The sequence below is a fragment of the Acidicapsa acidisoli genome, from assembly GCF_025685625.1.
Classification (GTDB): domain Bacteria; phylum Acidobacteriota; class Terriglobia; order Terriglobales; family Acidobacteriaceae; genus Acidicapsa; species Acidicapsa acidisoli.
In genome coordinates this window covers 93,965-118,708 of the sequence record NZ_JAGSYI010000002.1, presented here as the reverse complement: position 1 = coordinate 118,708, position 24,744 = coordinate 93,965, and the positions used below count along the sequence as shown (strand labels likewise).

Genomic DNA, 24,744 nt, shown 5'->3' with positions numbered 1-24,744 from the left:
GATCTTGAAAGGAATGGATGAGCGAGACACTGCCAGATAAAGAATCCGTACTGCGTGAGATGGCCAATCATCCCGCCGTCAGCGCAATCGCCGCCTGGAACGCGGAAGCCCTCACCGACGCCCGCTGGGACCGCAACGAACTTACATTAACCATTGCTCGGGAAGAGATCGTCGCCGCCGCCCGCACCGTTCAGCAGGCCGGCTACAATTTCCTCGAAGACGTCACCGCCGTCGACTGGTTCCCCGCCATTCCGCGTTTTCAGATCAGCTATCACATCGTTTCGCACTCCCACAAGGAGCGTATTCGCCTGCGTGTTCTCGTCGACGAGGCTTCCCCCTCGCTCGAAACCATCACCAATGTCTGGCCGTCCGCCAACTACTACGAGCGCGAAGTCTTCGATCTCTTCGGCGTTCGCTTCGACGGCCATCCGAACATGCGCCGCATCATGATGCCCGAGGATTGGTCAGGCCATCCCTTGCGCAAGGACTATCCAGTCGAAGGCTACCGCTAAACCACCAGTCGTCCGGGGCCTGTTCACAGGCCCCGGTTCACTCTCGCATCGTGCGAGTCGTCCGGCAAAGCGGATGTATCCTGAGAAGTTGCCGTTCTCAAATCCGACGAATCAATCCCCGACTCCGATGCATCTGAGGAGACACAAAGCAATGGGAGACAAGTTTCAATGACCGACGTGGCAGGAACTCCGATTCTGGAAGCACCAGTGGCCGAAGGCTCCAAAGACCAGACCATGGTCCTGAATATGGGGCCGCAGCACCCATCGACCCACGGCGTTCTACGCCTCGTGCTCGAAATCGACGGCGAAATCGTCAACCGCCTCTATCCTGAAATCGGTTATCTCCACACCGGCATCGAAAAGACCTGCGAAGCCAAGTTCTACCAGCAGGTCGTCCCTCTCACCGATCGCATCGACTATCTCAGCCCGATGCACAATAATCTCTGTTACTGTCTCGCCGTAGAAAAGCTCTTGGAACTTCCGATTCCAGACAAGGCTCAGTGGATTCGCGTACTTCTCTCCGAACTCACCCGCCTCAATTCGCACCTCGTCTGGCTCGGTACGCACGCCATGGACATCGGCGCGCTGACCGTCTTCCTATACACCTTCCGCGAACGCGAAGACATCCTCCGCATCTTCGAACACGTCTCCGGTCAGCGCATGATGACCAGCTATTTCCGCATCGGCGGGCTGGCCATGGAGCCGCCCATCGACTTTTTCGATCGTGTAAAGGCATTCATTAAGACTTTCCCGGAGAAGATCGACGAGTATTCGAATCTGCTCACCGGCAATCCTATCTTCGTCAATCGCCTGCAGAATGTAGGCCATCTCTCCGCCGAAGACGCCATCGCTCTCGGCGTAACCGGACCACCGCTGCGCGCCTCCGGCGTCGATTTCGATCTTCGCCGTGACATGCCATACTCCAGCTACGAGAAATTCCAATTCGACGTACCGGTTTCCAATCGCTGCGACGTCTGGGGACGCTACCAGGTCCGCCTCGAAGAGATGCGCCAGTCCGTCCGCATCATCAATCAGGCGCTTGCCGGAATGCCCGAGGGGCCAGTCAAAGCGGACGCGCCCAAGATCGTTCTGCCCGACCGCGAAAAGATGAAGACTCAAATGGAGTCGCTCATCCACCACTTCAAAATCGTCACCGAAGGCTTCGCCGTACCTGCTGGCGAAGTGTATCAAGGCATTGAGTCCTCGCGAGGCCAGATGGGCTACTACATAGTCTCCGATGGCACCGCCAAGCCGTACCGCGTTCATATGCGCAACCCCTCGTTCGCGTCGCTACAAGCCCTCGAAACCATGTGCCAGGGCCGCATGCTCGCTGATGTAGTTGCCGTCATCGGGTCCATCGACGTTGTTTTGGGAGAGATTGACCGCTAAGGTCGGAGGTCTGAATGACTGATTACGCGAAAGCTGCCTCCGAGCTCAAAGCAAGGCTGGATGCAAAGGTAAAGAGGAGACTCGATCTCACGGCCTTCTTCGAAGATGTGCGAGCGGGCCTCACGAAGGAAGTCGCGGTAGCCAATGTTGAACTGGGCAAGGCTGGCGCTCCCAAGGTTGAAATCCAACCGGCATCCCTGGGAGAACCGACAATCGAACTCGTCTGCGGCCAGGCTAGCTGCAATGTATCGCAGGATCGCAGCGCTCCCTCAGTCGGAGCCGCCATCGTAGGGGAATCAGGGGAAAAAACAGTTACGTTTCTCATTCTTGTGGACGAATCACCCTTGAGGGCGCGCAGGCTGAGTCTTGCGCCGGACACTGAACCGAAGGTCGACGCCAACGAGCTTGCCGCGACATTCGTAGAAGAGCTGATCACGGGGGCGCCTTGAGCGCAGTAACTTCCACTTTGTACGCCGAGTTATGGGTATCACTCGCATCCTTGTTGCGCAGTTATACCGCAGCACACGGCCTCAACCGCAAAGAGCAAGCCACGGTCGAACTAGGCGAAGAAAGCATCATCGTACGAATCGGAGATCGCTGGCTCCGCCTCGATCGATCGGGAGCCGAAGTCAAATGGGCCCGCGAAAATAGTGCAACCGGCCTGATGCGTTTTACTATCAAAGGTACGCTGCAAACCCGAGTGGACCACGAGCCACACGAAGACATAGAGGAAGAGATGGACATGCAAGCCGAAGCCTGGGCACGGGAGCTGATGCAATGACACCCCAAGAAACGAGTAAGGAGACGATGTCGATATTCTCGCCGCAGCTAGCGGCCAAGTTAGACGCTCTCGTCCAGAAATACCCGGTCAAGCGTTCCGCGCTTGTTCCCATGCTCCTCTACGCACAGGACGAGATCGGCTATCTCTCCGACGCTCTGATCGCCGAGGTGGCCGATCGTATCGGCATCACGCAGCTTGATGTACGCAACGTGGCCACGTACTACTCCATGCTGCGATTCAAGCCTGCAGGCAAGTACAACATTCAGGTCTGCACTAACATCAGCTGCATGTTGCGCGGCGGTTATGAAATCTTCGATCACCTCCAGCACAAGCTCGGCATCGGCCACAAAGGCGTCACCGCAGACGGTCAGTTCTCTCTCGAAGAAGTCGAATGCATCGGCGTCTGCTGCTGGGCCCCGGCCATTCAGGTAAACTACGACTTTCACGACGATCTAACCAACGACAAGGTAGACGCTGTATTGGCAACCTACAAAGCAAAGGGAGATTCGAAGAATGCCTAAACTCGTCTCCCATCCCGACGAAGTCAAAGTCATCTCCAAGCGATTCGGCATGGGCGCAGCCAATATCGATCGCTACCTCGAACTGGGCGGCTATGAATCCACCCGCAAAGCCCTCGCCCAGGGTCCCGACTGGATCATCAACGAGATGAAAGCCAGCGGCCTGCGGGGTCGCGGCGGCGCCGGCTTCCCGACCGGCCTCAAGTGGTCCTTCGTCCCCAAGCAATCCGCCAAGCCCAAATACGTACTCGTCAACGGTGACGAAAGCGAGCCCGGCACCTGCAAAGACCACCTGATCTTCCTGCATGACCCTCATTCCATCATCGAGGGAACTATCATCGCCGGCCTCGCCATCGGCGCGAAAACAGGCTTCATCTATCTCCGAGGCGAGTATCGCTATCTCCTTGAGATCATGGAGAAGGCCGTAGCCGATGCCTACGCCAAAGGCTTCTTGGGCAAGAACATCTTCGGCACCGAAACCGAGTTTCAGGTCATCACGCAATCTGGCGCAGGAGCCTACGAAGTCGGCGAAGAATCCGCCCTCATGGAGTCGCTCGAAGGCAAACGCGGCGTTCCCCGCATCAAACCCCCGTTCCCGGCCGTAGTCGGCCTTTACGGCGGACCCACAGTCATCAATAACGCGGAAACCATTGCCGCTGTCCCCCACATTCTTCAGATGGGCGGCCCTGCCTACGCAGCTCTCGGCACCGAGCGCAATGGCGGAACCCGTTTGTTCGGAATAAGCGGCCACGTCGAACGCCCCGGCATCTACGAACTGCCCATGGGCTACAACCTGCACAAAATGATCTACGAAGTAGCAGGCGGAATTCGCGGCGGCCGCAAACTCAAAGCCGTTGTTCCCGGCGGCTCATCGACCCCGGTTCTACTCCCCGAAGAAATCGTAAATCTCGGCATGGACTTCGATCAGGTAGGCAAAGCAGGCTCCATGCTCGGCTCCGGCGGAGTAGTCGTCATCGACGACCAGACCTGCATCGTCGAGTTCGCCCTCCGCACCATCAGCTTCTATCAACATGAAAGCTGCGGCTGGTGCATCCCTTGCCGCGAAGGCACCGACTGGCTCAAGAAGTCGCTGACCCGCGTCCATGCCGGATTTGGCAGCGTGAAAGACATCGACAACATTCAGTACCTCGCCGAAAACATGTTGGGTCGCACCTTCTGCCCGCTCGGCGACGCAGCAGCAATGCCCACAATCGGCTTCGTCAAAAAATTCCGCAAGGAATTTGAAGAACACCTCGACGGCAAACCCTGCCCCTACGCAAAGCATGTAGAGTTGGCCGTTGTTTAACTTCTGGATACCAAAGAGGACGACTCGGAACATTTCGGGCCAGACAGGCTAACGTCGCGAGATCGTCCCACGAGATGCATTATTTTTGCTGGACTTGAAGTGCTTTTTTGATGAGCTATGCTCTTCCCGGCTCATTGCCGCTCTCCCGACTCGCAAGTGAATGGGAACAGGAGAGTATCAGCGGTGAAGGCTAGGGAGATCATTCGGATTCTTGAAGAGGATGGCCGGAGACTGACTCGGCAAAAGGGTAGTCATATGCAATTCGAACACCCAACCAAGCCGGGAATCACAACCGTCCCATTTCACGGCAGTAAGGATATTTCCAAGGCGAATCTTGCAAGTATCCTGAAGCAGGCGGGATTGAAATGACAAAAAACTACCTGGTTGTCTTCGGAAAGTGCAAAGGCAGCAACTTCTCAGGCCACGCGCCGGATGTCTTGGGTTGCGTCTCTGCGGGCGACACGCTCGAAGAGATGAAAGCCATGATGCGTGAAGCTCTGGAATTTCATCTCGAAACGATGGTTCAGCGGGGCGAAGCGGTTCCGGAAGCAGTTACAGAGAAGGTCGATTTCAAGCCCGGCGACTTCGACGACGTCGAGTACTTCGTAATCCAACAGCTCGAGGTCAACGTACCGGCCCGCGAAGCTGTTCACAAGCACCGCGACGCCCACCAGGCAGCATAGGACATAGAATGGCAGACGTAACCTTCACAGTCGATGGCAAAAAGCTCACCGCCCCGGCAGGCACCCTGCTCATCGAAGCATGCCGCAAGGCCGGCATCGAGATCCCAGCCTTTTGTTACTACCCAGGCCTCAGCCTCTGCGGCGCATGCCGCATGTGCGTCGTCCGCCAGGAAAAGGTTCCCAAGCTTCAGACCGCCTGCACCACGCAGGTCGCGGAAGGCCAGTCCTTCACCACCGAATCGCCCGAAATCATCCAGGCCCGCAAAGGCACCATCGAACTGCTCCTCGGCAACCACCCGCTCGACTGCCCCGTCTGCGACGCTGGTGGCGAATGCGAGCTGCAGGACATGACCTTCAAGTACGGCGCAGGAGAAAGCCTCTACATCGAGGCCAAGCAGCATCGCGAAGAACAGCAGTGGTCCCCGGCCGTCTACTTCGACCGGCCCCGCTGCATCCTCTGCTACCGCTGCGTCCGCATGTGCGGCGAAGGCATGGACGTCTGGGCCCTCGGTGTCGAAAACCGCGGCGTCTCCTCCATTATCGCCCCCAACGGCGGCGACCATCTCGACTGCGAACAGTGCGGCATGTGCATCGACGCCTGTCCGGTCGGCGCACTCACCAGCGGCACCTATCGCTACAAGACCCGTCCCTGGGAGATGAACCACGTCTCCACCGTCTGCACTCATTGCAGCGACGGCTGCAAAGTCACCCTCGGCATCCGCCAGGCCAACGACGGGACCGAGATCATCCGCGCCGACAACCGCGATAAATCCGGCATCAACGGCGAGTTCCTCTGCGCCAAAGGCCGCTTCGGCTTCGACTTCGTCGAGTCGAAAGACCGCATCACCAAGCCCCTTATCCGTAACTCCGCAGGCAAGCTCGAACCAGCAACCTGGGAACAAGCCATCCGCCTCGTCGCGTCGAAGCTCAAGGAAGTCCGCGACAGCAAGGGCGGCTCCGCAATCGGAGTCATCGGCTCCAACACCACCACCAACGAGGAAAACTACCTCCTCCAGAAATTCGCCCGCACCGTCCTCGCCACCAACAACATCGACCATGTGCGCACCACTGACTACGCAGCCTTCGCCCAGGCCCTCGCCGGCTCGCAAGGCCGCGCAGCCAGCCTCCGTGACACCGAGTCTGCCAAAGCCATCCTGGTCATCGGCGGCAATCCCACCGAAGAGCATCCGCTCCTCGCATGGAACATCCGCACCAACTTCCGCCACCACCAGGTCCGTCTCTACATCGCCACCGACAGCCCTATCAAGCTAGAGCGACAGGCTCGGCAATCCCTGCTCCTTCCTCTGGAAGGCTACGAAGCCCTCACCGACTATCTCACCGGAAACGACGCAGCCCTCGCTGGCGTAGAAGGAGCAGCAGGCTTCCGCGACGCCCTCCACGCCGAGGAATCGCTGCTCGTCGTCTTCGGCGAGGAATTCCGCGGCCAGGCCGTTGAAGCACTCGTGAAATGGGGCCTGAGCAAAGAAGGCGTAAAGTTCGCTTACCTCGGCGATTACGCCAACTCCCGTGGCGCAGCCGACATGGGCCTCTACCCTGATCTGCTCCCCGGCTACGTTCCCGTCGCAACTCCCGGAGCCTTCGCCGAAGAATACCCCAACCTGCCCGCGCAACCCGGACTCGACGCCGTACAAATGCTCGATGCCGCAGGAAACGGCAAACTCGGCGCTCTCTACGTCGTAGGCTCCGACCCGATCGCTTCCTACGGAGCAGATCACGCAGCTCTCAAGAACACCTTCCTCGTCGTCCAGGACATCTTCCTCACCGAAACCGCAGCCCTCGCCGACGTAGTCCTGCCTTCCGCCAGCCTTTACGAAAAGACCGGCACCGTCACCAACAGCTACGGCGATGTCCAGTTGGCTAAGAAAGCAGCCGACAAGGCGGGCATCAAGCCGGACTTCGAAATTCTCGTCCGCATAGCCGGTGGAATGGGTGCAGACGTCAAGAAACTGGTTCCCTTCGGCAAGACAAATGGCGTTTCCGCCGACATGGGCCAATCCCGTGGCGCGCAATCCGGCGAAGCCGACCGCCACGCCGTCTGGCTTACCGCCAACGGCCTCGAACCACGCCTCAGCCCCTTCGATCCACTCGCCGTCCTCGACGAGATCGAGCGCCTCGTCTCAAGCTATAAACTGGACAGGCTCAATCTCTTCGGCGGCAACGACACGCAATCCGAACCCGGCTTCGTATCCGTCACCCAACTGACCACCCGTCCCGATCTCGTCCTACCTGCCCACGAAGGACTTTTCACTTCCGGCCTGCTGGGCAAACACACGTCGGCACTTACCGAACTCAACCAGTACCAAAGCTCCGAAGTCGTTCAAACCGCCGCGGACTAAGGTCCAATCAAGGAAGCATCGTTTTGAAAGGGCGCGGCTTCAGCCGCGCCACAAGAAGAGCAAAATGTATAGGGCTTTAGCCCCCGAGGGAGTTCCGATGAGAACACAAAAGCGGAAACTCCCCGGACAAAGAAAGGTTTAAGTTCCTTGAGTATCTTCTGGGTGTTTTTGTTGTTAAGCATCTTGAAAGTGGTTGTGGTGCTGGCAATCTTCCTCGGCGCCGTGGCCTATACCGTGCTGCTTGAGCGCAAGCTCGTCGGCCGTATCCAGAACCGCTGGGGGCCCAGCCGCGTCGGCCCCTTCGGCCTCTGGCAACCGATGATGGACGGTCTCAAGCTCTTCCTCAAGGAAGACATGATTCCCGCTGGCGTCTACAAGCCGCTTTATTTGCTTGCGCCGCTGATCGCCCTCGGCTGTGCTTTGCTCTCCATCGCTGTCATTCCCTTCGGCGCGCCGATCACCTATCGCGGCATCAAGATCTTTGAAATCGCCGACCTCAACATCGGCCTGCTCATCATCCTCGGAGTCACCTCGATCAGCGTCTACGGCATCGCACTCGCCGGCTGGTCCTCGAACAACAAATACTCCCTGCTCGGCGCACTGCGCTCCTCAGCCCAGATGGTCAGCTACGAGCTGGCGCTCGGCCTCTCACTCGTCGGCATCGTCCTTCGCACCGGCTCGTTCTCGCTCGCTGAAATCGTCCGCGTCCAATCCACGCACGGCTTCCTCTCCTGGAACCTCTTCGGCGGAGGCCAGTTCATCGCCTTCTTCATCTACCTCACCGCCGCTTACGCCGAAACCAACCGCGCCCCCTTCGATCTTCCCGAGGCCGAGACCGAACTGACTGGCGGTTACCACACCGAATACAGTTCGATGAAGTTCGCCATGTTCTTCATGGCCGAATACGGAAACATGATCACCGTAGGTTGCGTAGCCACGCTGCTCTTTTTAGGCGGTTGGACCAGCCCCTTCGGACACCTGCTTCCAGAGCCACAAAACATCATTCTCCAGGCCATCATTCCGCTGCTCTGGTTCGTTGTCAAAGTCTTCTTTTTCCTGTTCCTGTACGTCTGGGTGCGCGGCACTTTGCCGCGTTTCCGTTACGACCAGCTCATGGGCTACGGATGGAAGTATCTTCTTCCCGTAGCCATGCTCAACATCGTGGGAACCAGCCTCGTAATGGCTGTCTTTCCGTAAGTTACAATCGGGTTTGGCCGAAGCAAAATGACCGCTATCACGTAAGCTTCCGCGCCCAGTCTGAACGGATTCACGAATTGACGGATTGAAAGCAAAATGCATCTGATTTTATTTCTGATCTTCGCGGGTTTCTGTCTGGCCGGAGCGGTCAATCTGCTCCTCCAGACTCACCCCATCAACAGCGCCCTGTCGCTGATCGTTGTCATGAGTTCGCTCGCGGTGCTCTACCTGCTCCTCGGCGCTGAGTTCCTCGCCATCGCACAGATCATCGTCTACGCCGGCGCTGTCATGGTTCTCTTCACCTTCGTCGTCATGCTCCTTAATGTCGGAGAAGAAGAACGCACCCACGGCAGCAAGATAGCCAAGACCATCGGCTTCCCCGCAATCTTCGTCTTCTTCGCCGTCATCACCACCGTCATCCTCGAAGCCCAGCGCCGTCTCGGCGGCGTAAAACTGAGCGACGGCATCACCACCACCCAGGAACTGAGCAAAGTACTTTTCACCGATATGCTCCTGCCCTTTGAACTCACCTCAGTCCTGGTCCTCATTGCCATCCTCGGCGCAGTAGCGCTGGCACGAAAGGAAGGCCACTCCTGATGCATTTCGACTCAGTCCCTAGCTCCTGGTACCTGATTCTCTCGGCGCTCTTGTTCGTACTCGGCGTCGTCGGCTTCCTCATCAAACGCAGCCTGATCACCGTCTTCATGTCCATTGAGCTGATGCTCAACGCCGTCAATCTTTCCTTCGTGACCTTCGCCCACGAGTGGCACGCTGTCCAGGGACAGATTTTCGTCTTCTTCGTCATGATGGTTGCCGCTGCCGAAGCCGCCGTGGGCCTCGCCATCATCATCGCCATCTTCCGTTCCCGTCAAACCCTCAACGTCGACCAGATCGATCTAATGAAGCTCTGACGAAAATATGACCATACATCTCTATCTCTGGTTGATTCCCATCCTGCCCTTCGCCGGCTTCTTCGTGAACGGCCTCGTCGGCAGCCGTCTGCCCAAGGCGCTCGTTTCGACAGTTGCCCTTGCGTTCCCATTGGCGGCATTTGCAGTAGTCGTCCGCGCGGCGCAGTTCGTCTTTTCGAATTCCCTCGCCCTGCCCTACAACGAAAACTTCGCCGGAAGCTGGATCTCCGCAGGCGCTCTGCACATCGACTTCACTTTTCAGCTCGACCAACTTACGCTGCTCATGCTCCTGATCATCACGGGAGTAGGCTTCCTCATCCACCTCTACTCCGTCGGCTACATGGCCCACGAAGAAGGTTACTGGCGTTTCTTCAGCTATCTGAACCTCTTCCTCTTCTTCATGACCGTCCTGGTCCTCGCCGAAAACTACCTCCTGATGTTTGTCGGCTGGGAAGGCGTCGGTCTGGCCTCGTATCTGCTCATCGGCTTCTACTTCGATAAGAAATCCGCCGCCGACGCAGGCCGCAAAGCCTTCGTCGTTAACCGAATCGGCGACTTCGGCTTCCTCATCGCGATGTTCCTGCTGCTGTCTCAGTTCGGCACTCTGAGCTTCGGCAAGATCGGGGCGAGTCTCGCCGCCCAACCCGCGCTGCAAGGCGGAATCCTCACCGCAATCGCCCTCTGCCTCGTAGTCGGAGCTTGCGGCAAGTCCGCACAAATCCCGCTCTACGTCTGGCTCCCGGACGCCATGGAAGGCCCCACGCCAGTCTCCGCGCTCATCCACGCCGCCACTATGGTCACCGCCGGCGTCTACATGATCTCCCGCACCCACGGCCTCTTCGACCGCTCACCCTTCGCGCTCGCAGTCGTCGCCATCATCGGCGCAGCAACCGCGCTCTTCGCAGCTACTATCGCGCTCGTCCAGACAGACATCAAGCGCGTCCTCGCCTACTCGACGATCTCGCAACTCGGCTACATGTTCCTCGGCTGCGGCGTCGCGGCGTACTCCGCAGCGGTTTTCCACCTGATGACCCATGCCTTCTTCAAGGCCCTGCTCTTCCTCGCAGCGGGCTCGGTCATCCACGGCCTCGGCGGCGAGCAAGACCTACGCAAGATGGGCGGCCTGCGCAAGAAACTTCCCGTCACCTTCTGGACCATGACCGCAGGCGTCATCGCCATCGCCGGTATCTTTCCATTCGCTGGCTTCTTCTCCAAAGACGCAATCCTTTACGAAGCCTTCCAGCACGGCACGCTCGGCAAGACTCTCTACTTTGTCGGCCTCGTAACCGCGCTCCTCACCAGCTTCTACATGTTCCGCCTCTGGTACCTCACCTTCATGGGCGAATCCCGGTTTGCAGGCAGCGTTGAAGAGCACGGCGCAGCAGTCCACTCCCGCTCCGACACCACGCTCGTTCTCGAATCCGAACATGCCCATTCACCCCACGAGAGTCCCTGGGTGATGCTCGGCCCCCTAGTCATCCTCGCCATCCTCTCCTTCTGCGGCGGCTGGATCGGCATCGAACACTTCGGCAACTTCCTCGCTCCAGTAGTCGGCCCGGTCGTCGACCCCGCACTCGAATCCGGTGGCAAGAGCCTCGATATCGGCTTGAGCGTCCTCGCGGTTGTCGTCGCTATCCTGGGCTGGTACGTCGCACATCTTTTCTACAGCAGAAAGAACGACCGCGCCGCAAAACTGGCCGCTTCCGCACCCGGCGTTTACAACCTTCTCGAACACAAATACTGGATCGACGAGCTGTACTCCAACACGGTCGTAAAGCCGCTAACGCTCGCCTCGCGCTACGTCCTCGGCTGGCTCGGTGAAGGCGCAATCATCCGCGGCTCGGCCTGGCTGCTTGCAGGCATAGCAACCCTCCTCGGAGAGTTGCTGCGCCGCTGGCAATCAGGAAATCTCCGTTCCTACTCCGGCTGGCTCGCCGCTGGCGCAGCAGCCATCTTGTTCTTCACCGTCGTCGGAGTCGTTGCCTACGGAATCGGTGGAGTCGACATTCGCATGATATGGGCGGGGCACTAAAAATGGATAACGTCATCATCTCGCTGATTCTCCTCGCTCCCCTCGCTGGCGCGCTGCTTGTACTGCTGCTGCCCGACCGCGGCAAACTTCCCGCCTGGGCAGCCCTCGCAACCGCACTCGTTACCTTCCTGCTGACGCTCCATCTGCCCGCGCACTTCAACCCCGGCGCGCAGGGCTTTCAATTCGTCCAGGACATTCCCTGGATCGCGAACCCGGCCATCCGCTACCACGTAGGTGTCGACGGCCTCTCGCTCTGGCTCGTAGTCCTCACCGGCCTGCTCGCTCCAATCGGCGTCCTGGCCAGTTGGAAGACGGTCAAGGAACGCAGCAAGGTCTTCTACGCCTTCTTCCTTCTGCAACAGACCGCCATGGTCGGCGTCTTTGTCTCGCTTGACCTGATGCTCTACTACGGCTTCTGGGAACTGTCCCTCATCCCGATGGCCATCCTGATCGCGATGTACGGAAGAGGCAGCTCGGAAAACGGTGGCCCCAAAGCCGCAACCCGCTTCTTCCTCTACACCTTTATCTCGTCCGCGCCTCTCCTTGTGGCCCTGCTCTGGCTTTACGCGAAAACCGGCAGCTTCCAATTTTCTGACCTGCAATCCGCCATTGCCAGCGGCACAATTCCCGCCGGACCGCTCTGCTGGGCCGCGCTGGCCTTCCTGATCGCCTTCGCCGTCAAAGTCCCCGTCCTCGGCCTGCATGGCTGGCTCCCGGATACCTTTTCCGAAGCCCCCGTCTCAATGGCCATGGTCGTCGCCGGAAAGCTCGGTCTCTACTCTCTCATCCGCTTCCACGTCGGCCTCTTCCCTGTTCAGGCCCACAAGGCTGCTCCCTGGATGATCGCCCTCGCTGCCGCCGGCATCCTCTACGGCGCGCTGCTCGCGCTCGTCCAAAAGGATTTCTGGAAGCTACTCGCCTACGGAACCATCAGCAGCCTCAGCTTCTGCACTCTCGGCATCTACGGATTCACCCTCGCGGGCCTCGACGGCAGCGTCTTCCAGACCATCAACGAGGGCGTCATTGGCGCCGCGCTATTCGTCCTTTTCGGCGTTCTGTACGACCGCTACGGCACCAGCCAGATCAGCCAGTACGGAGGTCTCACCAAAAAGACACCCGTACTCGCGACAGTTTTCGTCATCGCCAGCCTGGCAATGATCGGCCTTCCAATGCTCAACGGCTTCATCGGCGAATTCCTCGTCCTCTCAAGCACTTTCACCGAAGTCAGCCGTAGTTGGGCGACTGCGGGAACCATCGGAGTCATCCTCAGCGCCGCCTATATGCTCACCCTTGTTCAACGCGTCTTCTACGGACCACAGTCCCAGCTCTCTCTCAGCAAACCGGCCAGCGACCTCGAATTGCGCGAAAAGTTCGTGCTCTATCCCCTCGCCACTCTGATGCTCGTCATGGGAATCTTCCCCAACCTCTGGCTTTCGGAAATTGAAACCGGAATAAGAGGAGCCGCCAACGCCCTCAGCGCCCCCATCTCGAACTCGGCGTCCTCCGCAGGAGGCCAGCAATGAACTCGATCTCCGCAGCCGTGCCCGACATCTACCGCATTCTGCCCGAAGTCGTCCTCACCCTGACCGGCGTCCTCATCATGCTCATCGACGCCGCAATGCCCGCCGCCTCCAGCCGTCGCGGCCTCGGTTGGCTCGGCGCATTCGGCGTCATGGCCGCCCTTTGGGCCAGCCTCTGGCAGCTTTCCCTGCCCGCCGGAACAGCCTTCTACAACACCGTACAGACCGACGCCTTCAGCGTCTTCTTCCACGTCCTCATCTGCGGAATCGTCCTCGTATCGCTGCTCATTTCGCTCGATGCGCTGCCACCAGATTCCAGTCCTGTCCAGCATCATCGCGGCGAATACTTCGCCCTCATGGTCTTCGGGGCCGTAGGCATGTGCCTCATGACCTCCGCCATCGAGTTGCTCGTCGTCTTCATCGCCCTCGAAATCTCCTCCATCTCCACCTACATCCTCGCTGGCTTCCGCAAACACACCGGTAAAGGCCCCGAAGCAGCGATCAAGTACTTCCTGCTCGGCTCCTTCGCCACAGGATTCCTGCTCTACGGCGTAGCCCTGATCTTCGGAGCCACCGGCACCACCCAGATCAACCAAATCGCAGGCCTCATCCCCCACGCCAGGTCGTCGTCACTGGTTCTGGCCTCTTTCGCGTTATTGATGGTCGGCATCCTGTTCAAAGTCTCCGCCGCCCCATTCCACGTCTGGACCCCCGACGTCTACGAAGGCGCACCTTCGCCCGTCGTCGCTCTCATGTCCACCGCACCGAAGGCCGCAGCCTTCGCGCTCCTGATCCGCCTCCTCTATTCGAGCTTCCCCATGCTCCAGCCCATGTGGATGCCGCTGATGTGGATCATCGCCATTCTCTCCATGACTGTCGGCAACTTGGCCGCGCTGCGCCAGGAGAACGTCAAGCGGATGCTCGCTTACTCCTCCATCGCCCACGCAGGCTACCTGCTGGCCGCCTTCGCCGGCGTCGGTTTTACTGGAATCGCCGCCGCCAGCTTCTACATCGCTGCCTACTCCGCCATGCAAGTCGGCATTTTTGCGGTAGTGACCGTAGTCAGCGGCTACAACGAAGACCTTCCCCTTATCGCCGACTTCCGCGGACTGATCTATCGCGCCCCGGTCCTCGGCAGTGTGCTTATCTTCTTCCTGGCGTCCCTCATCGGAATCCCCTTCACCGCGGGCTTCTTCGGCAAGTTCTACTCGTTCTCCACCGCGCTCCAGGGTGGAGCGGTCTGGCTCGGTCTCATCGGCCTGCTCAACTCTGGATTAGCCGCAGCCTACTACCTCAAGCTGGCCGTCACCGTAGCTCAGCCCCCAGCCGCCGGAGCCCAAAAGCTCGTAACGCCGCGACTAGGCCTCGCGGTCGGAACAGCGCTCGTCTTCACCGCCATCGCCACGCTGATTCTTGGCATCCATCCTCAGCACATCCTCGGTGCAGCCCAGGCCGGAGCCGCCAGTTTCTCCAAAGCTCCAGCATCTGCCAATCCACCCGCCGCAGAGAACGTCCGCTGGGTCCGCTAGGATCGTGATCGGGTCTCAATCCGAGGCCCGATCCCTCATCAAGACGCCTCAATCAATCGCTGATAAAACTCCACCGCCAGCCCCAGTACCCGATCCTTGGTATAGCGATCCAGTACCCAGGCCCGCGCAGCAGCACCAAATCGCTTCCGCCGCTCCTCATCCCTGAGAAGCTCAATCGCCGCCCCGGCAATCGCCTCCGACCGTTTCGGCTCAATCAGCAGCCCCGTCACCCCAGGCACAACCGCATCCCGCGCCCCGGTCGACTCCGTCGTAATCACCGCCAACCCGCTCGCGGCAGCCTCCAGCACAACATTGGGAAATCCCTCCCGGTGCGTCGGCAATACCAGCAAATCCATGGCCCTGTAGTACGGCGCTGTATCCGCAACAAACCCGGTGCAATGGATTCGCGGATGCCCCGCAATGTGCGCCGGCCAGCGCAGGTCGAGCGCATCCTCTGATCGATCAAACCACCCCACCAGCAGCAACCAGCATCGCGGTTCCGCGCGCAAAATCTCCTCAAAAGCCACCAGAAGCTCCGGAACACCCTTGTCCCCAGTGAGCCGCCCCACAAACCCCAGAACCAGATCCCCGTCATCGATCTCCAGATTGAGCCGTACCTGGCTCGCACCGGGCGAAAACCGCACACAGTCCACACCATTACTGCTGCCATCTCCGAGCAAATGCAATTTCCCCGCCGGAGCGATTCTCAGCGCAAGCGCCGCAGCCCGCAAACTTTCGCTGTTGCACAGCACCACATGCGAACACCAGGCAGCCAGGCGTTCCGACCACAACAACAGCCGTTTCTTCCCTCCCCGAGCACCCTCGAGTTTGAGCCCACGCAGCGTATACACGCGATGCGGCACCCGCAAGCACCACGCCGCCAGATTCCCCAGCAACCCCGCCTTCGGCGTACTGAAGTCTGTAATGGAAGGCCGCAGCCGCAGCAGAATCCGGTAAATTGCGACAAACGAAACCAGGTCCGCAAGCGGCGCAATCCCCCGGCGCATGGGCAGCGGACACGCCGTCACACCCTCCTCCATTACAAGTCGAGTCAGATTCTCCCCAGGCGAGGAAATCAGCGTGACATCAAACCCCGCCAGCCGCAGCGCGCGCAAGCGTCCCCGGAGCACCAGGCAAGTCTGGTCACTCGTAACGCCCATCACCAGCCTGGGAGCGTTCCTGGCCCCAGTATGGACCACACCCAGGCCGGAATCACATCCCAAAATATCGTCAGAAGTACTTGCCATCATCGCGGAATCCTTACTGAATACGCGACGCAGCCAGGGAAAAGAAGAAACGGCACAAATAGTTTGAACTTAGTAAGAAATCAATGTCCCGGAATGGCAATACTACCGCAATGGGAATCCTGAGTCTATGTCTCTCTCCGAGTATAAGATCGATAGATACCAATGACCCCGCGCATCAAGTTAATGCTCCTTATCCCGCATCTTGGCGGAGGTGGTGCCGAGCGGGTAACTCATCTTCTAACTCGCCATCTAAGCCAAGCCCGCTTCGAGATAGACCTCATATTATTCACGAAAGATAGGTCATTAGTAGGGCCAGTCCCCACGCAGATACGAGTCACGCGCTTCGAAGTCAAACGCGTCCGCCACGCCTGGCTGCAACTCGTCCGCCTCATTCGAGCTCGTCAGCCCGACGTCATTCTCTCCGGCATGGCTCACCTCAACTTCCTCGTGCTGCTCCTCAAGCCACTCCTGCCGCGCCGCACCGTCATCCTGGTGCGGCAGAATACAACCGCCTCCTCATCTGCCAGAACATGGCTCGCACGGCAACCATATCGCCACCTTTACCGGCGCGCCGACGCCATCATCTGCCAGTCCGAAGCCATGGCAAATGACCTCGCAATCAACTTCTGCCTGCCACGAACGAAGCTGGCAGTGCTGGCAAATCCCGTCGACTTAGACGCCCATCCCACAGAAGACGATTCGCACCATGGAAACTGGCCGCCCGATACCTGGCCACGCATACTTGCGGTTGGCCGCCTTTCAAAAGAAAAGGGCCTGGACATGCTCCTCCAAGCACGGCACGTGGTCCGGCAACGATATCCTCAAGCTCATCTCCAGATCCTCGGCGCGGGTCCGGAAGAAGAAGCTCTCAGGCAGTTGACCGGGAGTCTCAATCTCGAAGCCGCAGTAACCTTCGCTGGCCACAGAAACCCGGCTCAATACTATGCAAGCGCCACGCTCTTCGTCCTGCCGTCCCGCTACGAAGGAATGCCCAACGCCATGCTCGAAGCCGCCGCCGCCGGCCTGCCCATCATCGCAACTCCCTGTTCGGATGGAGTAAGCGATCTGCTCCGCGACGCCCCGGGAACATGGCTCACCTCCAGCATCTCCGCCAACTCCCTGGCCGAGACCATCGTCGCCTCCCTCCCCGAGCTCGCGCACCCTCCCGCCACGCCGCGCCGTTTCCGCCACGCCTTCCTCGCTCCCTTCGAACTCGACACAGCTATAGCAGCCTATGCAGCCTTCATCGAACAAGCTGCCGCGCGAAAGAAAACATGACCAGGGTCGCCATGCTTGTCCCAACCATCGATCGAATCGGCGGAGCCGAGAAGCAGGTGTTTCTCCTCGCAAAAGAACACGCAAATCGCGGCTGGCAAGTCACCGTCATCGCCCTGTCCGGTACAGGAGCCGGCTCGGCAGAGGAACTCCGGACAGCCGGAGTCGACTATCTCTCCCTCCAAATGCGCAAGGCATGGATCGACCCCCACGGCTGGCTCCGCTATCTTGCCTGGGTCCGGCGCAACCAGCCGGAAATCGTCCATACCCACCTGCCGCACGCCACCTGGTTCGCCCGCTGCGCGCGCCTGCTGGCTCCCGTCCGCGTCCTCGTGGACACCATTCACACCAGCAGCACAGGCAGCAAAGCGAGGCAGCACACCTACCGCCTCACCCATTGGCTCACGAACCACGTAACAGCCGTCAGCACCTCCGTTGCATCCGCAGCTATAGTCGCAAACATCGCGCCAGAGAAATCCGTGACCATCCTCTTCAATGGCGTAGAGATATCCCAACCAGACGTCTCGCCCCGTCCCAGCCAACACAGCCCATCTGGAATAGAGCCATTCCGGTGGATCGCAGTGGGCCGCCTGGCCCCGGTAAAAGACTATCCAACCCTGCTGCAAGCCTTCGCAACCTTAACTTGTGCGCCCACGCTCCAAATCGTAGGCAGCGGACCCGAAGAGCACACCCTCCGCAACCTGGCCTGCAAACTCGGAATCGAGGATCGAGTCCAGTTCGCCGGCTTCCATCGCAACGTCAAGCCCTTTCTGGCCACAGCCGACGCCTTCGTTTTGTCCTCTCTCTGGGAAGGCCTGCCGATCGCCGTTCTCGAAGCCGCCGCAGCCGGCCTTCCAGTCGTAGCCACAGACGGCCACGGCACCCGCGAGGCCATGCGCCCAAACGAAACCGGCCGCGTCGTCCCGGTCGGCGACGTCGCGGCCCTAGCCGAGGCCATGACGCAAGTCATGACCATGCCCCTCGATCACCGCCTGAAAATGGGTGAAAACGGCCGCGAATTCGTCGAAAAGCACTTCTCGCTTCGCGCCATCGTCGACCAATGGGAGTCCCTCTATTGCCAACTGCTCGAAGAGAATCCGAACCCATCCCATCAAGCAAGACAGCGAAGACGGCGTTAAGAAACCCGCAATCGCCCCCGGAACTTCCTCAACCGGAGACGCCAGATCATCCGCGCATGGAACCATCTGTCCCGAAGCGAGCGCCCGGAAACCGGCCATTCTGCCAGCACCCGATCCACAGAAGTAAATTGAAAAGAGTGCCGCTCAAGAAAATCCTCCAATGCCCCAACCGTCTCATCGGTCGCCGAATTCGCATGCACACAGATCGTCCATAGTCCCGAAGACTTCTCGACCGGACTCCATATCTGCTGCGGAACCCAAACCACCCCCTCGCTCCGAAACGGTCCCATTGCAAATCCGTCCGAAACCAGCCCAATTCCTTCCGCGCGCAAAGCTCTGAGCGTCCGGCGGTCGAACCCATGTCGCGGCGCAACCCAGATCCGCGGATGCAATCCATTCGCTCGGAGAATCGTCAGCCCACGCCCGATCCACTCCCGCTGCAACTCCCGCGCCACCCCCGCAAACTCCGTCCGGCGATGCAGCGGAATCAAACTCCGTCCACCGGCCGCGCAAACATGCCGGTAACCATGCAGCCCGATCGTCGCTCCTGAATTCTGCAGCGCGCGCATCTGCTCCCAAAACCCTTCATCGGCAGCGTCGTGCTCAAGCTCGGGATCACGATTATCCGGCACAACCGCCAATATCGGCTGAATTCCAAATCGAGCCACCAGCGCCGCCATCCGTGCCCATCGCGCCCGATCCATCGTCGGACACAAATCGTCAAACCGCAGCAAATACTGCGCCTTCGCCGGAGATTTCCTCATGCCGTCAGCGCGTCCTTATTCGGCGAATCCGCCGCAGGCAGCAGCCGATACGTCCAGAAGCACAGAAACACAAACGTGCTCACCGTCCACAGAGAGGTGGCAAGCGCGATTCCCGCCACGCCGTACCACCGCATGCAAAGGATGTTCAACACCACATCCAGCACCAGGTTGATAATCCCGCAATACAGAATCAGCGAAGTCCGTCGAATCGCAACCAGATACCGGTAGAACACCCGGCTGACGATATAAAACGGCAGTTGAATCGCATACATCGCCTGCACCGGAGCAACCGCCGCCGTATCCTGCGCTCCAAACGCCCCATGCTGGTAGGTCAGGCGCACCAGCAGATGCGACCCAAAGATCATCGCCAGAGCCACCGGAACCGAAACCAGCGCCGTGACCCGAACATACGTATTGATCGTATGCCGGCAGCCCGTCCAGTCCCGGCGCGCCACCATCTGCGAAAAGTACGGCGTCACCGCCGTTGCAATTGCGCCTGCCAGCAGATTCAGCACTACGCTCACAAAACGATTGGCATAGACCAGCGTCGAAACACTCCCGGAAGGCAGCATCGCCGCCATTCCCTGATCCACCAGCAATCCGCTCGACGCTACCAGCCCGCTCAGCAGAATCGGCCCATACTGTCCAGCAACCTCCCGCATCGCGTCGGTTCTTCGATTCCAGCCCCCAAACCAGTGAAGTTCAAAGCGATACCCATGCGTCTGCATCATCCAAATCACCAGCACCGCATTCACCAGCGCTCCGGCCACATTCGAATAGACCATCGCCCAGATCCCCAACTGCGGCGCAAGAAACCACGCACCCAGAATGATCGCCAGCGGCCAGACCACAGGAGCCAGAGCCGGCAACGCGAACCGCTCAAAGGTATTCAGCACAGCCGCGCAGTTCTGGGTAATTCCAGCAATCAGGACGACCGGCAGCAACCCGTAGAACAACTCCTCCGTAAGCAACATCTTGCCCGCGGAGAAGTGCGGTACCACCAAAGGAAAGAACAGCCGCGCCGTCGCTCCCATCACAACTGACCCGCCCGCCAGCAGAAGGCACGTCCAACCCATCGCGCTGGAAAGCAGCTCCTGCGCCTTCGCCCGGCCCTCCGTCTCCCGTACCCGCACCAGCGTCGGAATCAGCGCCTGGTTCATCGACTCCGAGAACAGATTCACCAGCAGCCCGGGCACCAGATACGCGATCAGGAACGCATCCATCGCATCGCTGCGCCCAAACGCACCGGCCACCACAAATTCCTTCGCAGTCGCAACCAATTTCACGAACACACCGGCAAACGTGACGATCAACGCTGCACGAAAGATACGGCGATTGATACTCGGCAATATCACGGGAGATTGAGTCATCTTGCCATAGGACGTAATAGGTCAGTTTGAAGGGTACGGGCTTCAGCCCGTACATTAAGTCCTGCAATATTGGGGGCTTTAGCCCCTGAGGGTTGGCCTTTCTTAATATTGACCCACTACTCAACAGGACGGATGCTACCGTCAGTCTACCTGCCGGCGTACACGAGCATCTTCACTTCCGTGCCGCCTTCTCCGGAAAACAGCTCCATCATCGCCCCGCGCCGCTCTTCCGCCAGCCGCCCAGCCAAGGTCACCATGGCAAACAGCAACCAGGTGGCACGATTCTCCTCCACCGACCCAACCATGGAGGTAATCAGCCACACCACCATCCCCGTACCCAAAGCCACTCGCAGCAACCCGCCCGTTCGAGACACGGCCCGCGCGACACCAGCTAGAATTCCCGCAAAGATCGCCGTTCCTGCCAGTCCCCCAGTTACCAGTACCGCCATCACCGTGTTGTGCGCAGTATCGCCAGACGCAAGACCCGCAGCCGTCGTAAACGTCCCCGCCCCGTAACCCCACCACGGCGACCGAGTGAACGCATGCCATCCGGCATCCCAGATATTCAGCCGGTCGTTGAGGTCTCCGCCGCCGACCTCTTCCGGAATCGTCGCCAGCCTGTCCAACGAACCGGCCGGCACAAACAGGAAGATCGCAACGACCGTCACGGCAAGCCCCACGAATACGACCGACGACGCCCTCGGACGCCACATCACCAGCAAAATCGCAGACCCCAGCAAGGCCGCAAGAGCCCCCGAAAACCCTCCTCGGGACGCCGTCAACAACACCGCCAGCAATCCCGCCGGAATATATCCGATGGCCAGAAACCTCGTCAGCCATTGCTTTTCCGTCGCAAACAAAAGCGCAGCCAGCGGAAATCCCAGATCCAGGAACCGCGCCACATCATTCGGGTCCTGCCCCTCCGCCACAAACCGCACCTGTCCCGCCAATTGCTCCACCGCTGAACTGGCAGACGCAAAGTTGAGGAAGGTCAAAATCGCCAACACCCAGCAACCAGCCACAAAGGCGCGAAAGAGCCCCCGCAAGTCCTCGGGAGCCTCTGCAACCTCCCAGACAAGCCAGACAATCATCATCACCTGGAAGTAGGCCCGAATCTTGTCCATAGTGGCATCTTGCTCTACAGTCCAGAAATAGCTGCAAACAAAATATAGATAAAGCGCTAGCACCAGCCATTGCACAACTCCCGGTCTGCGCGCGCCTCGCATCATCAACACAAGAGGCGCCACCGTAACCAGCAGCAAAATACCAAGAATGCGAGCCGCATTCCCAAATGGCTCGCCAAGATCCAGCGAATACTCCCACGGCACCGCAAATGCATACAGCATCAGCAACGCAACCGTCAGCCGCCTCACCAGACCTCCAAAAGCCATGTGCCAGCTCGTGCAAAGCACAAAATCTATCCCCTATTTCCTAGTCCCTCGCCCTTAAAACCTCTGCGAATACACCAGCCCCGCATAAATCGAAACTCCGATAGCCGACTGGATCGCGGACTCAAGCCCCTTGTTCATCAAATCCCTGGCAGTGCTATCCGGAACGAAGAGAATATCCCGATCTCGAACCGGCTGATCCGGGTCCTGCCCGCGAATCATGCGCCGCAGGTTCAGCGTCGTCAAAGTCCGTCCGCCAGTCTGATCCCGAATCAGAATCGCCTTGGAAGCCGCAGCATTGGCCGACGCTCCCCAGGCCAGCGAAAGCGCCTGCACGACCGTAAGTCCCTGCGCCGGATCGACGGCAAATCCCCCTGGACGGACCACATCTCCGATCACATAAACCAGTCCCGCGCGGCTTACCATCACCGTGTCTCCCGGCGCTAGCTCCGGATTGTGATCGCCCTTGGCGTCTATACCGCCCCCATCCAAAATCACCGGATGGCCGGTATGCGCATCTTCCCGATGAAACACGCTTACCAGCCGCCCCGCATTCGCCGAAAGCCCGCTCGCCGCCGCGATCAAATCCAGCAGCCGATGATGCGCCGTATACGAATACACTCCGGGCCGCGCCACCTCTCCCATCACGCTGACGTCCTGCCCAGCCGCATTCGTCACCAGCACCGAAGCCTGCGGATGCAGCAGCATTCCCCCATCCACCAGCGCCTTATCGATCGCCTCGGAAGCCTGCCGCTCCATCATTCCGGCCAGCTTCACCTGCCCCACCAGCGGCAGCAGCACCGTCCCGTCACTCGCCACGCGCACCGCCGAACGAAACTCCGGCATATGAAACTCGCTCACATCCAGAAAATCCCCCACCGCAATAGGCAACGCCATCGCAGTCCCGGCCGGACGATCCAACACCTCCGCAACTCCCGTCGCTGGAGCAGTGGAATTCCACACCGGAGGCGCCTCCTTCGCATTCGGCCTCAAACCCGCCGGTTGATCCTCCGGCAGCTTGACCACACCGCTCGGCAATCCCTGCGTATTCGGAATAGGAGCCTGCCCATAGGCCGCCGCAACCCCTGCCATCAGAAAAATCAGACAAACAACAACGCCCTTAACCTGACTTGTGACCTGCCCCGCCGAAGGCCGCAAGGCATCCAGCAAAAGCGCCCCGCCCAACGCCACCCACACCCCCGAAAACAGCGTAATCGCCAGATAAAGCACCGGGTCCGGAGTCACAGGCTTGAATGGAACCCGCGCATAATCCACCACCGTGATGCTGGAACCCCGCACTCCCGCCGACAACTCCGCCTCTTCCATCCGGCGCGCCAGCCGCGTACAAAGCTCCCTGCCCGACAGCACCTCGTCATGCAGCACCGAGTACTCAATCGTCGCGTCATTCTGCCGCAAACCCGCTTCCGTCTGCGCGTCCAGCTCCTTCCGCAACAACTGCTCCCGCGCCTCGGCCGTTTTCCAGCTCTGCTCAAAAGCCTTCACCAGGTTCTCGTCCTCAGCCTGTATCTGGCCCTGAACCTCCTGCTGAGCACGCCGCAACTCCACCACCCGCGGAAACTTCGGCCCATGCTCCGCCTCAAGTTGAGCCAGTTCCACATTCACATCGCTCAACTTCCCGTGCAACTGCTGCGCCAAAGCCGCTCCACCCGCTCCCATCTCCGCCTGCAACTCAGGATTCGCCGCCAAAATCTGCTCTGGATCGCCCTGTTGGGCCTGCATATAAAGCGCCTCGTGCAAAATCCGGTCTCCATTTGCCGCCGCCCACATGCGCTCCGCTTCGTCTACCTCACGCACCGCGGACGCCCGCAGCGACTCTACCGGCTGCCCTCCCGGCACAGTCTCCTCGGTGGTCATAAATCCGTTCCGGCGTTCAAATTCCGCAAGCTGCCGTTCCTTCGCTTCCACCTGCGCCGTCAGGGTCTTAAGTTGCCCTTGCAGCCACTTCGAAGCCTCCTGCGTCGCATCCACGCGGCTTTCGCCTTCCTGAGCACGAAACTCCCCGATCAGCGCATTCACCACCTTTGCCGCCAGCGCCGGATCTTTGCTCCGAAACCGAATCTCAAGCAGAAGCGTCCTCGGCAACGAGCGAACATGAAGCCGCTTTCCAAAGGTTTCCAGCAGATACCCCTGCGCTTCCGGCGTCGGCTTCTCCGGATCAAATTCTGGAAATCTCTGCTTGAAATCACGGCTGAAAGCCGCCGATTCGTACAACTTAAGCCCGCAGATCACACGCCAGGTCAACCGCTCGCTGCGCAGCACATTGGCCAGTGTTTCAAGCTGGAGCGGAGTACTCAGGATCGAAGCAGGAGCAATCGTTTCGGCCGTATCCACCGTCAGTGACGACGTCGGCTGCATCCGCAAAGCAACCCGCGCGGAAGCTTCATATTGATTGGAAGCTATCACGCAATAAGTCAGGCATAACAGCAACAATCCGACGATCGTTCCCAACAGGAAACGCCGCCGTCGCCGACACAGGCTAATTAATTCAAGAATCGAATAGGAAGATAACTCGCCCTGCCCCCTCTGCGAGGCTGAATGAGACTTCCCTTCAACATCCGGTAATGTAGAATCCGCCACGCACCAATATCCTGAAGCTGGAAAATCGACCCAGCAGGGTAAGTACGCACAGATTGGGAAAAAGAAAACAAGTATTACAAGGGGGTGCCTTGAGCACGTCGTGGGTCAGTTCGAAGGGTACGGGCTTCAGCCCGTACATTAAATCCTCCTATATCAGGGGGCTTTAGCCCCTGAGGGTCGGCTTTTCTTCAAACTTACTCACTGCTCTTGAGCAGCATCAAGCATTCC

22 protein-coding genes are annotated in these 24,744 nt (G+C 59.3%); 17 read left to right on the top strand and 5 right to left on the bottom strand.

The window, feature by feature from the left end:
- Window positions 1–17: 17 nt before the first annotated feature.
- The 15 genes from OHL23_RS10645 (at window position 18) to OHL23_RS10575 (ending at window position 14,735) form a co-directional block, all read left to right on the top strand.
- Window positions 18–512: an NADH-quinone oxidoreductase subunit C gene (locus tag OHL23_RS10645; RefSeq protein WP_263351869.1), complete on the top strand. Its 495-nt coding sequence runs from the start codon at window positions 18–20 to the stop codon at window positions 510–512.
- Window positions 513–680: 168 nt separating this feature from the next.
- Window positions 681–1,901, top strand: a complete 1,221-nt coding sequence (gene nuoD / locus OHL23_RS10640; protein WP_263351868.1) for an NADH dehydrogenase (quinone) subunit D — start codon at window positions 681–683, stop codon at window positions 1,899–1,901.
- A gap of 14 nt (window positions 1,902–1,915) precedes the next feature.
- Window positions 1,916–2,350 (top strand): hypothetical protein, encoded by a 435-nt coding sequence (locus tag OHL23_RS10635; RefSeq protein WP_263351867.1) that lies wholly within the window; start codon window positions 1,916–1,918, stop codon window positions 2,348–2,350.
- Window positions 2,347–2,682 carry a transcriptional regulator gene (locus tag OHL23_RS10630; protein WP_263351866.1) on the top strand — a complete coding sequence of 112 codons (336 nt, stop codon included), beginning with the start codon at window positions 2,347–2,349 and terminating at the stop codon, window positions 2,680–2,682. The genes OHL23_RS10635 and OHL23_RS10630 overlap by 4 nt, the downstream gene beginning before the upstream one ends.
- Window positions 2,683–2,708: 26 nt before the next feature.
- Entirely contained in the window at window positions 2,709–3,203 is a 495-nt protein-coding gene (locus tag OHL23_RS10625; protein ID WP_263351865.1) for an NADH-quinone oxidoreductase subunit NuoE family protein, read from the top strand.
- Window positions 3,196–4,506 carry an NADH-quinone oxidoreductase subunit NuoF gene (nuoF, locus tag OHL23_RS10620; RefSeq protein WP_263351864.1) on the top strand — a complete coding sequence of 437 codons (1,311 nt, stop codon included), beginning with the start codon at window positions 3,196–3,198 and terminating at the stop codon, window positions 4,504–4,506. Before OHL23_RS10625 ends, nuoF begins: the two co-directional genes overlap by 8 nt.
- 117 nt (window positions 4,507–4,623) lie before the next feature.
- Window positions 4,624–4,875 carry a type II toxin-antitoxin system HicA family toxin gene (locus OHL23_RS10615; RefSeq protein ID WP_263351863.1) on the top strand — a complete coding sequence of 84 codons (252 nt, stop codon included), beginning with the start codon at window positions 4,624–4,626 and terminating at the stop codon, window positions 4,873–4,875.
- Window positions 4,872–5,189, top strand: coding sequence for a type II toxin-antitoxin system HicB family antitoxin (locus OHL23_RS10610; RefSeq protein ID WP_263351862.1), 318 nt, complete (start codon window positions 4,872–4,874; stop codon window positions 5,187–5,189). Before OHL23_RS10615 ends, OHL23_RS10610 begins: the two co-directional genes overlap by 4 nt.
- An 8-nt stretch (window positions 5,190–5,197) precedes the next feature.
- Window positions 5,198–7,546, top strand: a complete 2,349-nt coding sequence (nuoG, locus tag OHL23_RS10605; RefSeq protein WP_263351861.1) for an NADH-quinone oxidoreductase subunit NuoG — start codon at window positions 5,198–5,200, stop codon at window positions 7,544–7,546.
- 147 nt (window positions 7,547–7,693) lie between these two features.
- The gene (gene nuoH, locus OHL23_RS10600) at window positions 7,694–8,743 is read left to right on the top strand and encodes an NADH-quinone oxidoreductase subunit NuoH (RefSeq protein ID WP_263351860.1); all 1,050 of its coding nucleotides are present in this window, start codon (window positions 7,694–7,696) and stop codon (window positions 8,741–8,743) included.
- 96 nt (window positions 8,744–8,839) lie between these two features.
- Entirely contained in the window at window positions 8,840–9,340 is a 501-nt protein-coding gene (locus OHL23_RS10595; protein WP_263351859.1) for an NADH-quinone oxidoreductase subunit J family protein, read from the top strand.
- Entirely contained in the window at window positions 9,340–9,654 is a 315-nt protein-coding gene (gene nuoK / locus OHL23_RS10590; RefSeq protein WP_263351858.1) for an NADH-quinone oxidoreductase subunit NuoK, read from the top strand. The genes OHL23_RS10595 and nuoK overlap by 1 nt, the downstream gene beginning before the upstream one ends.
- A gap of 7 nt (window positions 9,655–9,661) precedes the next feature.
- The gene (nuoL, locus tag OHL23_RS10585) at window positions 9,662–11,686 is read left to right on the top strand and encodes an NADH-quinone oxidoreductase subunit L (RefSeq protein WP_263351857.1); all 2,025 of its coding nucleotides are present in this window, start codon (window positions 9,662–9,664) and stop codon (window positions 11,684–11,686) included.
- A gap of 2 nt (window positions 11,687–11,688) precedes the next feature.
- A complete protein-coding gene (locus OHL23_RS10580; RefSeq protein ID WP_263351856.1) occupies window positions 11,689–13,209 on the top strand; it encodes a complex I subunit 4 family protein in 1,521 nt (506 codons plus the stop codon).
- Window positions 13,206–14,735 (top strand): NADH-quinone oxidoreductase subunit N, encoded by a 1,530-nt coding sequence (locus OHL23_RS10575; RefSeq protein WP_263351855.1) that lies wholly within the window; start codon window positions 13,206–13,208, stop codon window positions 14,733–14,735. Before OHL23_RS10580 ends, OHL23_RS10575 begins: the two co-directional genes overlap by 4 nt.
- 38 nt (window positions 14,736–14,773) lie before the next feature.
- Here OHL23_RS10575 and OHL23_RS10570 read toward each other — a convergent pair whose 3' ends face one another.
- A complete protein-coding gene (locus tag OHL23_RS10570; RefSeq protein ID WP_263351854.1) occupies window positions 14,774–15,982 on the bottom strand; it encodes a glycosyltransferase family 4 protein in 1,209 nt (402 codons plus the stop codon).
- A gap of 162 nt (window positions 15,983–16,144) precedes the next feature.
- Between OHL23_RS10570 and OHL23_RS10565 the strand changes: the two genes are divergently transcribed.
- Entirely contained in the window at window positions 16,145–17,260 is a 1,116-nt protein-coding gene (locus OHL23_RS10565) for a glycosyltransferase (RefSeq protein ID WP_263351853.1), read from the top strand.
- Complete coding sequence (locus OHL23_RS10560) at window positions 17,257–18,396, top strand: glycosyltransferase (protein ID WP_263351852.1); 1,140 nt, start codon at window positions 17,257–17,259, stop codon at window positions 18,394–18,396. The genes OHL23_RS10565 and OHL23_RS10560 overlap by 4 nt, the downstream gene beginning before the upstream one ends.
- On the opposite strand, the gene OHL23_RS10555 is transcribed toward OHL23_RS10560, so the two are convergent.
- From OHL23_RS10555 to OHL23_RS10540, 4 genes are all read right to left on the bottom strand, one after another.
- Entirely contained in the window at window positions 18,393–19,160 is a 768-nt protein-coding gene (locus OHL23_RS10555) for a DUF2334 domain-containing protein (RefSeq protein ID WP_263351851.1), read from the bottom strand. The two genes, OHL23_RS10560 and OHL23_RS10555, sit on opposite strands and share 4 nt — an antisense overlap.
- Window positions 19,157–20,530 (bottom strand): murein biosynthesis integral membrane protein MurJ, encoded by a 1,374-nt coding sequence (gene murJ / locus OHL23_RS10550; protein WP_263351850.1) that lies wholly within the window; start codon window positions 20,528–20,530, stop codon window positions 19,157–19,159. The genes OHL23_RS10555 and murJ overlap by 4 nt, the downstream gene beginning before the upstream one ends.
- A 146-nt stretch (window positions 20,531–20,676) precedes the next feature.
- Window positions 20,677–21,921: an O-antigen ligase family protein gene (locus OHL23_RS10545; RefSeq protein ID WP_263351849.1), complete on the bottom strand. Its 1,245-nt coding sequence runs from the start codon at window positions 21,919–21,921 to the stop codon at window positions 20,677–20,679.
- Window positions 21,922–21,975: 54 nt separating this feature from the next.
- On the bottom strand, window positions 21,976–24,387 hold the full coding sequence (locus OHL23_RS10540; RefSeq protein WP_263351848.1) for an SLBB domain-containing protein: 2,412 nt from the start codon (window positions 24,385–24,387) through the stop codon (window positions 21,976–21,978).
- Between the last annotated feature and the right edge of the window lie 357 nt (window positions 24,388–24,744).